General features: G+C 58.4%; 14 protein-coding genes. 6 read left to right on the forward strand and 8 right to left on the reverse strand.

Annotation, left to right across the window (positions count from 1 at the left end):
- From ABAC460_RS41450 to ABAC460_RS50505, 3 genes are all read right to left on the reverse strand, one after another.
- The coding region (locus ABAC460_RS41450) for a molybdopterin-dependent oxidoreductase (protein ID WP_023454699.1) at positions 1-597 on the reverse strand (597 nt) is incomplete at its 3' end.
- Positions 598-599: 2 nt separating this feature from the next.
- Positions 600-2006: a NarK family nitrate/nitrite MFS transporter gene (locus tag ABAC460_RS50500; protein WP_023454700.1), complete on the reverse strand. Its 1407-nt coding sequence runs from the start codon at positions 2004-2006 to the stop codon at positions 600-602.
- Positions 2007-2018: 12 nt separating this feature from the next.
- Positions 2019-3341 (reverse strand): MFS transporter, encoded by a 1323-nt coding sequence (locus ABAC460_RS50505; protein ID WP_031237168.1) that lies wholly within the window; start codon positions 3339-3341, stop codon positions 2019-2021.
- A 323-nt stretch (positions 3342-3664) separates the two neighbouring features.
- On the opposite strand from ABAC460_RS50505, the gene ftrB reads away from it, so the two are divergent.
- On the forward strand, positions 3665-4435 hold the full coding sequence (ftrB, locus tag ABAC460_RS41465) for a transcriptional activator FtrB (RefSeq protein ID WP_023454702.1): 771 nt from the start codon (positions 3665-3667) through the stop codon (positions 4433-4435).
- Between the two features lie 113 nt (positions 4436-4548).
- Here the strand turns inward: ftrB and ABAC460_RS41470 are convergent, their stop codons facing one another.
- The 4 genes from ABAC460_RS41470 to ubiT are packed head-to-tail and all read right to left on the reverse strand — an operon-like array spanning position 4549 to position 8183.
- On the reverse strand, positions 4549-5733 hold the full coding sequence (locus ABAC460_RS41470; RefSeq protein WP_023454703.1) for an NnrS family protein: 1185 nt from the start codon (positions 5731-5733) through the stop codon (positions 4549-4551).
- A 53-nt stretch (positions 5734-5786) separates the two neighbouring features.
- A complete protein-coding gene (gene ubiV / locus ABAC460_RS41475) occupies positions 5787-6674 on the reverse strand; it encodes a ubiquinone anaerobic biosynthesis protein UbiV (RefSeq protein ID WP_023454704.1) in 888 nt (295 codons plus the stop codon).
- Positions 6674-7678: a ubiquinone anaerobic biosynthesis protein UbiU gene (gene ubiU, locus ABAC460_RS41480; protein ID WP_023454705.1), complete on the reverse strand. Its 1005-nt coding sequence runs from the start codon at positions 7676-7678 to the stop codon at positions 6674-6676. Before ubiU ends, ubiV begins: the two co-directional genes overlap by 1 nt.
- Positions 7668-8183, reverse strand: coding sequence for a ubiquinone anaerobic biosynthesis accessory factor UbiT (gene ubiT / locus ABAC460_RS41485; RefSeq protein WP_162150336.1), 516 nt, complete (start codon positions 8181-8183; stop codon positions 7668-7670). The genes ubiU and ubiT overlap by 11 nt, the downstream gene beginning before the upstream one ends.
- A gap of 1062 nt (positions 8184-9245) precedes the next feature.
- Between ubiT and ric the strand changes: the two genes are divergently transcribed.
- From ric to ABAC460_RS41510, 5 genes are all read left to right on the forward strand, one after another.
- Positions 9246-9899, forward strand: a complete 654-nt coding sequence (gene ric / locus ABAC460_RS41490) for an iron-sulfur cluster repair di-iron protein (RefSeq protein WP_023454707.1) — start codon at positions 9246-9248, stop codon at positions 9897-9899.
- A gap of 2 nt (positions 9900-9901) precedes the next feature.
- A complete protein-coding gene (locus tag ABAC460_RS41495; RefSeq protein WP_023454708.1) occupies positions 9902-10438 on the forward strand; it encodes a molybdenum cofactor synthesis domain-containing protein in 537 nt (178 codons plus the stop codon).
- Between the two features lie 109 nt (positions 10439-10547).
- Entirely contained in the window at positions 10548-11657 is a 1110-nt protein-coding gene (locus ABAC460_RS48505) for an FAD-dependent oxidoreductase (protein ID WP_023454709.1), read from the forward strand.
- Positions 11654-12052 (forward strand): SirB2 family protein, encoded by a 399-nt coding sequence (locus ABAC460_RS41505; protein ID WP_023454710.1) that lies wholly within the window; start codon positions 11654-11656, stop codon positions 12050-12052. The genes ABAC460_RS48505 and ABAC460_RS41505 overlap by 4 nt, the downstream gene beginning before the upstream one ends.
- Positions 12043-12789, forward strand: coding sequence for a sulfite exporter TauE/SafE family protein (locus tag ABAC460_RS41510; protein WP_023454711.1), 747 nt, complete (start codon positions 12043-12045; stop codon positions 12787-12789). Before ABAC460_RS41505 ends, ABAC460_RS41510 begins: the two co-directional genes overlap by 10 nt.
- 185 nt (positions 12790-12974) lie before the next feature.
- On the opposite strand, the gene ABAC460_RS50905 is transcribed toward ABAC460_RS41510, so the two are convergent.
- Entirely contained in the window at positions 12975-13352 is a 378-nt protein-coding gene (locus tag ABAC460_RS50905) for a hypothetical protein (protein WP_023454712.1), read from the reverse strand.
- Between the last annotated feature and the right edge of the window lie 132 nt (positions 13353-13484).

Below are 13484 nucleotides of genomic sequence, written 5' to 3' on the forward strand. Positions count from 1 at the left end.
GTAGGACACCATCGACATCGCCGGGATGGGCGAGAAACCGAAGATGCGGTCCGGTCCAAAGGTCTTGACGGTGTAGGCGTTGGCGGCCGCGATGATTTCGTTGGCCTCCTCCCATGTTGCCCGGACAAAGCCGCCGGCGCCACGCATCTTGGTGTAGGAATCGCGTTTCTTCGGATCGGACTGTATAGACGCCCACGCTGCCACTGGAGACAGTTTCGCTCGAGCTTCGCGCCACATCTTCAGCAGGCGTGACCGGATCAAGGGATACTTCACACGGTTGGCGGAATAGAGGTACCAGCTATAGCTCGCGCCGCGCGCGCAGCCGCGGGGCTCGTGATTGGGCAGGTCCGGTCGTGTGCGCGGATAGTCGGTCTGCTGGGTTTCCCAGGTTACGATTCCGCCCTTGACGTAGATCTTCCAAGAACACGAGCCGGTACAGTTCACACCATGGGTCGAGCGGACGATTTTGTCGTGCCGCCAGCGGTCGCGATAGGCGTCTTCCCAGGTGCGGTCGTCGTCGTTGAGGACCCCGTGGCCCTTTGAGAAGAGTTCGGTCTTGCGCTTGAAGAAGGCGAGACGGTCGAGCGTATGTGACATGATTATTCCGCCGGGGACAGGTTGGTGCTCTTGCTGGCGTTCAGCAAGGACGTCTTGCGGGCGTAGACGGCCCAGTTGATCAGCGCGCAGCTGACGTAGAAGGCGAGGAAGCAGAAGAGTGCTGTGACGGGGGTGCCGGAGGCTTTCAGCGATTGGCCGAACGCCATCGGGATGAAGACGCCGCCATAGGCGCCGAATGCCGAGGTAAACCCGATGATCGCCGCGGCTTCCATTTCCGAGGCCTTAAGACGCTGGGCGGTATCCGCCTGCGGCATCAGGCGCGGCATGTCGGCGCGGACGATTGCCGGGATCATCTGGAAGGTCGAAGCATTGCCAACGCCTGTCCAGAAGAACAGCCACATGAAGGCCGCGAAGAAAACAGGGAAGGATGAGGCGCCGCCGAAGCCGCCGACGCCGTAGAGAACGCCGAGGACGCCGCCAATCAGGGCGATGAAGGTGACCTGGGTAACGTTCTCGCCACCCCACTTGTCGGACACCCAGCCCGTGAGCGCGCGGGAACTGGCGCCGACCAGTGGCCCGAGAAAGGCCAGCTGAAGGGCATTCACATCAGGGAAGAGGGTCTTCATCAGCAGCGGAAACGCCGCTGAAAAGCCAATGAACGAGCCGAAGGTGCCGAGATAGAGCCAGCACATGATCCAGTTGTGGCGGCGCTTGAAAACTACGGACTGGGCTTTGAACGAAGCCTTGGCGCTGGCGATGTCGTTCATGCCGAACCAGGCTGCGATTGCCGCGGCGACAATGAACGGCACCCAGATGAAGCCGGCGTTCTGTAGATAAAGCTGGCTTTCGATGCCCTTGTCATGGACAGCCTGGCCCGCGCCGAAGACCGGTGCGAACAGGCCACTGACAACGATGACTGGCACGACGAACTGCATCAGGCTGACGCCGAGGTTGCCGAAGCCGGCGTTGATAGCGAGCGCATTGCCCTTCTCTTTCTTGGGAAAAAAGAAGGCGATGTTGCTCATCGATGAGGCGAAGTTGCCGCCGCCAAATCCGCACAGCAGGGCCAAAACGACGAAGACAATATAGGGCGTGTTCGGGTTCTGCACTGCGATGCCGATGCCGATCGCGGGAACTGCCAGCGAAAGCGTCGTCAGTACCGTCCACAGCCGGCCGCCGAAGATGGGCACGACGAAGCTGTAGAAAATGCGAAGGGTTGCCCCGGAAAGTGCCGGCAAGGCAGTGAGCCAGAACAGCTGATCTGTCGTGAAGGCGAAACCAATCAGCTTCAGCTTGGCGACCACCATCGACCATACCATCCACACGGCAAACGCCAGGGTCAGGTTAGGCACGGAAAGCCACAGATTGCGCGCTGCGATACCGCGGCCGGTTTTCGACCAGAAGCCGGGATCTTCCGGGCTCCATTCTTTAAGCACATGATTGGCCATGTCAGCGTTTCCTTATTTGGCGGAAGGAGCCTGGCCCATTCCGGCCAGTTCGGGCAGTTCGGGAAGGTTCGCCATGCCGGGGAAGCGGGCCTGTTCCATCCGACGGATGGCGAAGTGCATCCAGAGGAGTGCGATGCCGACCAGGATGAAGAGCAGCATGAAGCAGCTGGTCCAGACGCCGGTGATATCGTTCAGGAAGCCAAAGGCGATCGGCAGGATGAAACCGCCCAGTCCCCCGATCATGCCAACCAGGCCGCCGATGGCGCCGATTCGGTCGGGGTAATAGACCGGGATATGCTTGTAGACCGCCGCCTTGCCGAGGCTCATAAAGAAGCCAAGTACGAAGACGATGACGGTGAAGGGGACAAGACTAGTCGCCAAACGGAAGCGAATTTCACCATGAACGCCGTCCACGACATAACTCGTCGGGGGATAGGCAAGCAGGAAACAGCAAACGAGGCTGATGCCGAAGGTCAGGTACATGACCTTGCGCGCGCCGATTTTGTCCGACAGCCAGCCACCGGCGGCGCGGAACAGCGAGGCGGGGATCGAATAGGCTGCGGCGAATAGGCCAGCGGTCTTCAGATCGAGCCCATAGACACCAACAAGGTAGTGCGGCAGCCAAAGGGCCAGGGCGACGAAGCCGCCGAACACGAAGAAGTAGTAAAGAGCGAAGCGCCAGACCTGCTGATTTTTCAGCGGCTCAAGCTGGGCCAACATTGGAACCGGCTTGGCCTTGACCTTTCGACGGGCCACCAGGTCGGGATCGTCGCGCGTAATGAAGAAGGTAATCAGGCCGATGACAGCAAGGCCAGCGGCCCAGCTCTGCGCCACGCCGGTCCAGCCATATACGGCCATGACAATGGGGGCGACGATCTTGGTAAAGGCGGAACCGATATTGCCGGCTCCAAAGATGCCGAGGACAGTGCCTTGTTTTTCCTTCGGGTAAAAACGCGATACGTACGGGACGCCTACGGCAAAGCCGCCGCCGGCAATACCGACACCCAAAGCTGCCAGGAGAAACTGCGGATAGGTCTCGGCGAAAGACAATAAGAACGTCGCCGCCGCCGCCGCCAGCATAACGATCAGGTTGACAACACGGCCGCCGTACTGGTCCGTCCATACGCCCAGGAAAACGCGCGACAACGCGCCCGTCAGTATGGGCGTTCCGGCCAGCAGACCAAATTGCGCTTCGGTTAGATTAAGATCCGTCTTGATCTTGACGCCGATGATGGCGAAAATTGTCCAGACCGCGAAGCAGGCGGTAAAGGACACTGTGCTTGCCCAGAGCGCCATGGAGGCGCCGGGAGCGTTGGTTTCTGAAGCTTTAGGCATGTCAAACCTGCGATTGGACGCCCTTTAGGACGCGCCTATCGATTACTTCATGGTGACACCACTACGCTTGACATTGATCAATTGATCCAGACACTGTCGTCATTCGGCGCAATTTCATCGCCAATGAATAAGAACACATGGCAAAAATACTGCATATTTAGCAAATATATGCTGCTCAGTTGATTATTATCAAGCAATTAGACTTTATATATGCTTACGAGAATTTGACTACGTATAAATACGTACGCACTTTCACTTGATTGACATTTATCAAGCTTGAACGCAGTTTGACGCGGTAACAGCATTAGCTGAAAGGTCTGAATATGAGAACCGCCGATCTTGAGCGTATCCGTACATTGCAGTTGTTCTCCGGAATGGCAGAAGCACGGTTCAATGAATTGACCTCCGGAGCCTATCTGCAGAATTTCCCCGGCGGCACGACGCTCATGTACGAAGGCGATCCGGTCGATTTTCTTTACATACTTATGGAAGGTTCGGTGGAACTGCAGGGGACCTGGAACGACAAAGAAACCACCCTCGCAATCCTTCGGCCGATCTCGACATTCATCCTTGCTGCTGTCGTACTGGATGCGAACGCGCTGATGTCGGCGCGGACACTCGAAAAGTCCCAGATACTGATGATTCCCGCTGAAGGTTTCCGGCGTATCATGAACGAAGACCCCATTTTTGCAGTGGCAGTGGCGCGGGAGGTTTCTGGCTGCTATCGCGGCCTGGTGCGTTCCATCAAAAACCAAAAGCTGCGCAATGGCGCCGAACGCCTGGCGAACTATCTGCTCACCCAGCAGGTCAGGCAGGGAGGAGCGGCCATCATTACGCTACCGCACGAAAAAAGGACGTTGGCCTCACTTCTTGGCATGACGGCAGAAAACCTGTCACGTGCATTTGCGTCGCTTGCGGACTATGGGGTCGAGGTCAACGGTCCTGAGGTTAAAATCACGCGGCCGGTACCATTGAAACGTCTGGCCAAGCCCAACCCGCTTCTCGATAATCACGCGCCTCCAGGTGCGGGCCTGACGGGGAAAGCTGCAAAGGAAATGTGGCCGCCTGCAAACTGCCTGTCCGGAGCCGCTTAATCGCGCCGTCTTTTCGGATGCAACAAATTCTCCAAGACCTTCCGAATAAGGTGACAGCTCCAGCGCGTAACATTCGTGCGCGGCGATGCAGTCATGCAGCGCCACGCACGCCGCTAAACGTCAGGGCTGCGCCAGCGTGGTTTCAGGAGTGCGGGACCATAAAGGATGCAAAAGCCACCAAAAGCACCGGTCCAAAGGAGCGACGAAACGACAAGACCTGGAAGGTAGAACTGGGGCGCGAAGCCTGCAAGCACGCGGACGGCAGCGGCAAGATTGACCAGCAGATAAAGGATTGTGGTGCCCTGGTCGGCGACGAGTGGCCTACCAGTGTGACCAAGGCTCGCACGGGTCATGACAGCTAAAGTCATCACACCGATGGCACCGGCAGTAAGCGCGTGCAAACCACTCTGTTGAGACACATCTGGTCCGAAGCCGGACGCAGTATGCAGGGTCGCCATGCCAAGGAGCAGCAATCCGATCGCCAGCCACGCATACCCTATGTGTAAAATCCAGACGAGCGGCTCACCGGAGGTAGACAGTCCCCGCCAACGCACCAGGCGAACCATATTCAAGCCGCCGGCCGCACAGAGAAGACATCCTGCCACGACATCCAGACGATCGCTTGCCCACACCACAAGCGAAGTTCCAGTCAAAATCACGATAAACAAGTCGAATTTGCTGAATGCGGCGGGAAGACTGGCAATTTTTTGCTTCTTTAGCCAGTTCGTCGTGAAACTTGGAATAATCCTGCCGCCGATAAGAGAAATGAGCGTGAGGATAACCGCAAGCGCGATGCGTATGGACGCCATGCCCGCTCCCGCGTGATAGGCGATGTTGCAAATAGCGAGCACGGTGATCATGACGGCAACCGGCAGATTGCGCCAGTTGCGGCCCGTTAGAATTTCACGCCACACAAGGGCCGCGAAAACAACCAGGAAAGCGCAATCCGCAGCCATCGCCGCAACCCCCGACCAGGCCGGAAGCACCATCGCCAGCCGGCCGAAATTCCACAGACTGAATAAGGCGAGTAACGGCAGTCCGGTGACGGGCAATCTTCCAGTCCAGTTCGGAACCGCCGTTAAAAGAAAGCCACCGACAATTCCACCGACATATCCGAACACCATCTCATGGGCATGCCAGCTCATCGAGACGCCCACGCCATGCCCGCTGTAAAACCAGATCCAAATCGGAACGATCAGGGCCGACCATGCGGAAGCCGCCAGGAAGAATGGCCTGAAGCCGGCGCTAAGGACGGGATGCCCGTCATAGGATCGCATTTGCTGCGCGCTCGTCGCCACATTAGCCTCCTTGAGTCGCTAAGACTTATCGAGTGATGATTTGGGAAGCGGGATCATGCCGGCATCGCCATATGACCCGGTGCACCATAAAGATAACCGTTTATAAGTGGTCCCGGCAGGCCGATCCCGGAGAGGCCCGACAAAAGTTCATGCGCCTCGATCCGCCCGCTCAAGAAGGCGGAAAAAGCCGCGGCGACAGCAAGCATATCGACATTGTGCGGACTGAGCCTGAGCGCGGTAACGCCCGCAGCCCGCAGGCTCGACACCTGAACGGCAGCAACATGAAGCCCGTGCGACATGGTCTGGACCCCGTTCATCGCCAGGAAGTCCGCGCCCTCGACCGTCGCAATCGTTCGACCATCGGGGTCCTTGTCACACACGAACTGGCAAGCGTCCTTGTGCAGGCCTTCGGCTCTTGCGTGGTAGCAGCGCCCCGACAGCGCCAAGGGAAGCCGCCCGAAAGCAAAAAGCTCGATTGGCAGGGTCGGAGACACCCTATGAAGGTGCGCAGTCGCGTCGAGTGACAGCTCGATATTCGGGCATAGCCGAACGCAGCCAAACGACAACATTTCCGCAAGGGCCGCTTCGTTATAGACGTTGAGATACGGGCCCACCGTAAAGGCCCGCCCCGAACGCGCGTAGACCGCGGACATATCGTTGATTTCGATTTCGCCATCGAAGTCGGCCAGTTCCCGCGTCAGTTTTTGTTCGCGCTCGGTGGCAGGCAAGGCCAGGGTAGACCAGACAACTGTTTTGCCGGCATCCGCCAGCCGATCTGCGGACCGAACCAGTGCAGGCTCGAGAAACGGCATACGTTTGGAGCAGACAACCTCTCCAAGATAGACGCGGTCAAAGACCGATTCGTCGGCGATTTCGGCGTAAAAGTGCTCGATCCGCTCGGCGGACCAATTGAATAGCAGGGGACCTAGAGCCAACTCCATCAGCGCCACGTCTTTCGATACGCACCTGCGGTTTCGCGCTGCCCTTCGGCAAGCCCGTCCAGGAGGGACGCAAATGGCGCCGTCGACTGGCCAGCCTCGATGGCATCAATGCTCTGTCGAAACGCATCAGCGACGCGGGAGACGTAGGCCTTTCCGCGTTGACGGCCTTCGATCTTGACGGCGGCAACGCCAATCTTTCGGAACGTTTCCAACAAATCCATCGCATTCAGGCTGACAGGGTCCTCGAAAAGGTGAGAGATCTTATCGTCGACGACGAAGCGTCCTTTACACAAGGTCGGATAGCCGGCCGCTTCGCCTGGCTCGAACCGGTCGATGGCGAAGGCGCCTAGCCTGGCCGCAACGGATGCGCCCGTCTGATGATAATTGACCGACTCCGGCGGTGAACACACGCCGGACAGATTCGGGGACCCAGGCGTTGCGTAGGACGAGAGCGCACAACGCCCCTCCGCCATAACGCAGAGTCCGCCATAGACGAAGGCTTCGACTTCAACATCAACCGCCCGCACAAGTTTCGCAATTTCTTCGACGCTCAAAACACGCGGAAGCACAACGCGCTTGATCCCGTAGGTTTGGACGTAGAAGCCAATGGCCTGTGCTGTCCCCGCCGCAGCCTGGACCGAGAGGTGCAATCGCAAGCCTGGCCAAGTATCCCGAGCATAGGCCAGCACGCCGATATCGGCGGCGATGATAGCGTCCACGCCCGCCTTGGCGGCCGTATCGACCGCTTCCTGCCAGGCAGCAACTCCGCCCGCCCGGGCGAATGTGTTAATTGCCAGCATAAGCCGTGCGCCCCTGTTGTGCATCCACCGCACGGCATCGGGAAGTTCGGCTGCATCGAGGTTCAGGCCGGGAAAATTGCGCGCATTGGTCTCGTCGTTCAAACCGCAATAGACGCTGTCGGCCCCGGCCTCGACAGCCGCGCGCATCATTGCAGCCGACCCGGCGGGACAGACGAGCTCAAGCTTCTGCTGCTTAACCGACATGGGCGAGCCGCGGTAACAGAATGCCCGTCAAGGCATCGAACGAACCGCTTAACGGAGATGGTAGACCAAGGATGTCACTGGGCTTCAGTTCGGCCGCTTCCAACGTGTTGTGCAGGGCCATGGCAGCATCCGTGGCGCCTTCGACGACAATCGCCCGGGAGAAAAAGCTGGAATCGGCGTCACATGATCCATCGAACAGACCAATGAGGGTAGCAAGCGGACCTGAAATCCGCACGCTGCTTGGACCGGGTGATTTGGCTGGGACAATTCTGACCGTCGCTTGCGTAGCGTCCGGCATGAGGCGGAAGGCGAACGGCAATTCATTGGGCGACAAGATATAGACGGCAGTGCGGAAACGGCCCAGGCGGCCAAACAACTCGGGGCGACGTTCCGCGAGCTTGCGGACCGCCTGAGTGAGCCGGTGCTCCAGCGGCCAACCGGCAAGGAAGACGATGTCGCGAAGCGGTGCGAAGCCGAGCGCGCCGTCGACGATTGCCGATATCATGTGGCCACCGTCGGGACAGGCTGGGAAGGTGAACATTGGGTCAGCATTGCGTCGGGTCCAGTCGCCCGGTTTCGCCGGGCAGGGTTAGTACATGAAATCGGAAACAAGGACGGTTTCGAAGATCTACAAGACATCATCGCTTAAAAGTGGCCGATTACCGGTCCGCAGGAGTCCGGCTCCAGGTGAACCAGATGCGCTGGCTGGCAGCCATTCGGCGGGATCAACAAGCCCGCCTTTCGCACCTCAAGCAAACAAGTTTATCAAACCTGCATCCCAAGTTTTTTTCTGAATCATGGCGGGGCAAGAGAACGCCCGCGCTTGCCTGCGCGGGCGTTCTCCGTGTGCGAACCGTTCGGATTAGATTACTTGTCGCAACACGGCGCGTCACAACAGGCGACAATCGCGTCACAGCAAGCCTTTATCGTTCCATCGAGGGCATTCGGTGCCGCCGCATAGGCGGCTGATGCCGACATAAGAACGAACAGGGTGGTAATGATAAAAGTACGTTTCATTGGAAAACTCCATTTAGAGGGATTGATTTGACAGATGTCTTGCTTTGCCAAAAGCTTCGTGGAGGGGGCGCTGCGGGTTTGGCCGCGCATCCGCTCCTCTCGAGTTTCAGCGTGTAAAACCGTGCGGGTTCCCTTTGCGGAATGTAAGTGAACTGCGGAGCGATTGCTGCGATCACGGCGCATGCCAGTATGCATCCATTCGCCTGGGGTCCCGAATCGTCCGGATGGCAGTGCCCATTTCCGTGCGCCGTAACGTGATCGACCCGGCTCGCAATCCCCTGGGACGCTTGTGCCGGGGCATTCACGCACAGACCCAGGGCCAGAATGCCTAACAATACCGCACAAACCGTGACGACCGTTATCTTCATCTGATGGCTCCGGACCAGGATCCAAGCCTGTCATGTCAACTGCGACAAAGACAGCCGGCAGAGCTCCGCAATGGCGGTCAAAAATATCAAGCGAACGCCTGAAATGGGTTTAGGGGGCAATTGACCACCTTCAATGCGTGCGCACGTCGCCCGGCGTATGCAGACGCTGAAGGAGTTTCAAAATGACGACACAAGATCAATTGGTCCGTGACATTGCCGTTGAGTTGCCCGGCGCCACGGCGGTATTTCGACGCCATAAGATCGATTTCTGCTGCAAAGGCGGCGTGCCGTTGAAGGAGGCGGCGGAACATCGCGGCGTAGATGTTGGCGCGGTTATCAGTGAACTCGATGCCCTTCAGGGTGAGGATGCGGATGCTCCGAGCGAAACGCACGATCTTATTCCCTACATCCTCACGCGCTATCACGAAGTGCATCTCAGGGAATTCCCGGAAGCCATTCGGATGGCAAGACGCGTCGAAGCCGTTCACCGTGAAGCTGCGGAATGTCCGCATGGCCTGGGGGACCTTCTCGCCCTGATGGCCCACGAGCTGGAAGAACATCAGCATAAGGAAGAGCAGATGCTGTTCCCGGCCATGCTCAATGATGCACCATTCGACCTCTCCTTCCCGATTGGCCGCATGCTGATGGACCATGAAGACCTCGGCGAACAACTGGAGACGCTCGGCCAGCTCACGACGGACTTCATTCCGCCCCCAGGCGCCTGCACGACCTGGCGCGCGCTGTATGCCGCCTGTCAAAAGCTCGATACCGATCTCCGGATGCACATGCATTTGGAAAACAACATCCTCTTTCCTCGCTTCAGCGGCGGGTCCTGATCATGGCGGGCATAAATGCCGACCTCCCCTTCTACCCCTTGAACATTGCCGTCCTAACGGTATCGGATACACGCAACGAGGAAACGGACTCGTCCGGAGGGCTTCTGGTCGAACGCCTGACCGCGGCCGGACATGTCCTGGCCGGTCGCGCGATAGTGACGGACGACGTTGCTGCCATTCAGGCCCAGGTCAATGCTTGGCTCGATGACGGTTGCGCGGATGTCATCCTGACAACCGGTGGGACTGGGTTTGCCCCGCGAGACCTGACTCCGGAAGCCATTCGCCCCTTGTGTCAAAGGGAGATGGAAGGGTTCAGCGTGGTCTTCCACACGGCCAGCCTTTCGACGGTCGGCGTCGCGACTCTGCAATCCCGAAGCTTTGCCGGCCAGGCGAGAGACACATTCATATTCTGCCTGCCGGGGTCCACCGGCGCTTGCCGCGACGGATGGGACCTGGTTCTTGCGCTGGAACTCGACAGTCGGTTCCGTCCATGTTCGCTCGTTGGTCAAATTCCCAGATATCGCGGCATCTGTCCTTGATCTGTCCCGCACGTACCACAGTTGGAGGCCGCCCGTCGGTCTATCGGTATGTGTAACTGGAGGTGGCGTCGGAATCCGCCACCTCCGCCTTTTTTATCGGCTTGAATCTATGTTTGCGACGTCGTCTTCCTCTCAAGACATTGCCGTCATCGGTGCCGGTGTCACGGGACTAACGGCGGCGCTTGCGCTCCAAATGGCCGGATACCGCGTCACCCTGCTCGATCGGCACCCCTTTCCTACTGAAAACACCAGCGCGATCGCCGGCGGGATGCTGGCGCCGTTCAGCGAATGTGAACTCCTGCCCAGCGATTATGTGAGGGCCGGGCTTAGAGGCATTGAACTGTGGAAAGTGCTTTTGGGGGACGCATACCCGGATTGCCTGTTTGAGAATGGCAGCCTGGTGGTTTGCGCCCCGGAATATGCCACGGAGTTTCAGTCTTTCGCCAACTCACTTGGCGACGACACCAATGCGTGGCAATTCGTGCACGCTGACACCATCAAAACACTCGAGCCGCATCTTGCCCAGTCTTTCGACAGCGGCGTGCTACTACCCCGGGAAGCACACCTGGTTCCTGACAAGACCCTGAAAGCACTCTTCGAGGCGTTCCAAGACTTGGACGGCAAATTTCGGGTTCGTTCCGCCGATCCTGCCCAATTGGCTCAGGAGTACGATCGTGTAATCGACTGCCGGGGTTTCGTGCCGGGAATCGACCAAGACCTATTCGCCGTTCAGGGCGAAATCGTCATCATTCACTGCCCGCACGTGCATCTCCAACGGCCGCTTCGGATAATTCGGCCTGATACGCCATTCTACATCGTGCCACGGCCGGGCGGTGAATTCGCCATCGGTGCCACGGCAATTGCCCATGCGGATGAGACCGAGTGGCGGGTCAGAGTATCGTCGGCGATGACCTTGCTAAAATTCGCGACAGACATAGTTCCGGCATTTTACGACGCACGTATCGTCGCCCTGCACAGCGGCTTACGCGCTGCTTATCCGAGCCTTCTCCCTGAAATCCGCAGCGAGGCCGACGGGCGCATATTGCGGCTGAATGGTCTCTATCGCCATGGTTATTTGCTGTCACCTGTCATGGCGGCATGCGTGGTAAACCTGATCCGTGGTGAGCCCGACTCGTATGCCAAGCTCTTCACCGGCCTTCTCAACGTTCCGCCGATCAGACTGCCCGAGGAGGCTGGTGGATCGGTATCAATCCAATGACGAGCCTGTATCCGGTCGTCTTGTCGGTACACGTATGCGCTGTGATACTTAGCGGCTCATATTTTGTGATTCGCGCCATTTCGGCTCTGCTTGGTGCCACGTGGCCTCGCGCTCGGCCGTTCCGAACCGCTTCCTATCTAATCGACTGCGTCCTGCTCATGGCTGGACTTACTTTGGTAGTCATTCTTCCGGCCGAGATTTTCGCAAACCAGTGGCTGAGCATCAAGCTTGGGCTCGTTGTTCTTTATATCGCCTTCGGAATGGCGGCCATGCGCTCTTCCCTGAAATTGCACGTACGGTGTCTGAGCTTGATAATGGCGGTGATTACCTACACCAATATTGTCGGCACCGCTTTGCTGCATCATCCGCTTGGGTGGGCTAGCAAATGGATTTGAGCGCCAACGAGTTACTGATGTTGTGCGCCCTGATTTTCATGGCCGCCGGGCTGTATTCGGCGGTCGGCCATGCAGGGGCATCGGGTTATCTGGCCGCAATGGCGTTGTTTGGGTTGTCTCCAGCGATCATGAAGCCAACGGCACTCGTGCTGAACATTCTTGTCGCGGGTTTCGCAACGGTCCGGTTACAAAGAGCGGGGCTGATCAACTGGAAGCTTCTTGCGCCCTTTGTCGTGACATCGGTTCCGCTAGCATTTATCGGCGGCGCAGTAAGACTTCCGGATCACTTGTATCGGGTGCTTATTGGAATGGTCCTGCTCGCTGCCGCCCTAAGGCTGTTCATCAAGCCGAAAGAGAACGAGCAACAGCTGATCCGAACCCCCTCCCCTTATACCGCTCTCTTGGTCGGCGGCGCCGTCGGTTTGCTGTCCGGCTTGAGCGGCACCGGCGGCGGAATATTTCTAACACCCCTTTTGCTTTTCTTTGGCTGGACAGGAACGCGCCAAGCCTCGGGCATCTCGGCACCATTTATTCTCGCGAATTCCGTTGCAGGTATTGCGGGCAATTTTCACTCGATAAGCTCTCTACCGAAGGAGTTGTCCTACATGGTGCCGTGCGCGCTTCTTGGCGCGATCTTGGGCACGCAATTTGCCATCAAATGGCTGCGACCTGAGGCAATACAGAGAGTACTAGCACTGGTACTTACAATCGCAGCCGCCAAGTTCGTGCTGACCTAGGCTCAGGACCCATTAATCTGGTTTGATATGTGAACACGTCCCGGCCGCGTAGTGAAGTCGAGGCGGGCCGTGTCGGCAGCATCCAGACGCTCGTCTCCCTATCTGCGGCTGGATACGGTGGCCGAAGCAGGCGGTGTGTTGCGTCCGAGATGCCAGCTTGCAAAGCGAACGGCGCAGAGAGCCGTTCAGGCGGCTAAGTTCAATGAATCGATCTCCGCGAATACGTCAGCCATGAAGTCCATGAACACTGTGGCACGGCGCGGCAGAAGCCGGTTTGCCACGAAGCTGTGGATCGGAGCAGGAGGCGCTTCATTGCCCGTCAGCACGCGTCGTAGAGGGCCGGTGACCGGCGTGGCGATGGCAACGGCGACGATGAAGGAGGTCAACACCCAGGTGATCTGGTCCTGGCAGGCATTGAGACTGCCCTGGATATGCGGCAGGGCGACATTGGCGATAGTGCCGTCAAGGGCCTGAATCACTGTGGCGAGCATGACCGACAGCGTGATCATGGGACGGTTGAGGCCATCGGGCTTGGTGGCGCACCAAGATACGTTTTCGAACATCAGCTATCGACCCGCCGGTGCAGGTCTTCCCGGAGCTCAGTCGCGGCTTGCAGCTTCAGCCGGTCAAGGCCCGCCGCCCTGACCAAACAGTCGACCAGGGTGGCGCCTTCGATCAACAGGTGGTGAGCCCAA

Source organism: Asticcacaulis sp. AC460 (assembly GCF_000495795.1).
Classification (GTDB): Bacteria; Pseudomonadota; Alphaproteobacteria; order Caulobacterales; family Caulobacteraceae; genus Asticcacaulis.

What these genes read in the sequence shown, in the direction of transcription:
- ABAC460_RS50500 (WP_023454700.1), bottom strand. Translation starts at nt 2,006, where the DNA reads ATGGCCAATCATGTGCTTAAAGAATGGAGCCCGGAAGATCCCGGCTTC.
- ABAC460_RS50505 (WP_031237168.1), bottom strand. Translation starts at nt 3,341, where the DNA reads ATGCCTAAAGCTTCAGAAACCAACGCTCCCGGCGCCTCCATGGCGCTC.
- ftrB (WP_023454702.1), top strand. Translation starts at nt 3,665, where the DNA reads ATGAGAACCGCCGATCTTGAGCGTATCCGTACATTGCAGTTGTTCTCC.
- ubiV (WP_023454704.1), bottom strand. Translation starts at nt 6,674, where the DNA reads ATGGAGTTGGCTCTAGGTCCCCTGCTATTCAATTGGTCCGCCGAGCGG.
- ubiU (WP_023454705.1), bottom strand. Translation starts at nt 7,678, where the DNA reads ATGTCGGTTAAGCAGCAGAAGCTTGAGCTCGTCTGTCCCGCCGGGTCG.
- ubiT (WP_162150336.1), bottom strand. Translation starts at nt 8,183, where the DNA reads ATGATATCGGCAATCGTCGACGGCGCGCTCGGCTTCGCACCGCTTCGC.
- ric (WP_023454707.1), top strand. Translation starts at nt 9,246, where the DNA reads ATGACGACACAAGATCAATTGGTCCGTGACATTGCCGTTGAGTTGCCC.
- ABAC460_RS41495 (WP_023454708.1), top strand. Translation starts at nt 9,902, where the DNA reads ATGGCGGGCATAAATGCCGACCTCCCCTTCTACCCCTTGAACATTGCC.
- ABAC460_RS48505 (WP_023454709.1), top strand. Translation starts at nt 10,548, where the DNA reads ATGTTTGCGACGTCGTCTTCCTCTCAAGACATTGCCGTCATCGGTGCC.
- ABAC460_RS41505 (WP_023454710.1), top strand. Translation starts at nt 11,654, where the DNA reads ATGACGAGCCTGTATCCGGTCGTCTTGTCGGTACACGTATGCGCTGTG.
- ABAC460_RS41510 (WP_023454711.1), top strand. Translation starts at nt 12,043, where the DNA reads ATGGATTTGAGCGCCAACGAGTTACTGATGTTGTGCGCCCTGATTTTC.
- ABAC460_RS50905 (WP_023454712.1), bottom strand. Translation starts at nt 13,352, where the DNA reads ATGTTCGAAAACGTATCTTGGTGCGCCACCAAGCCCGATGGCCTCAAC.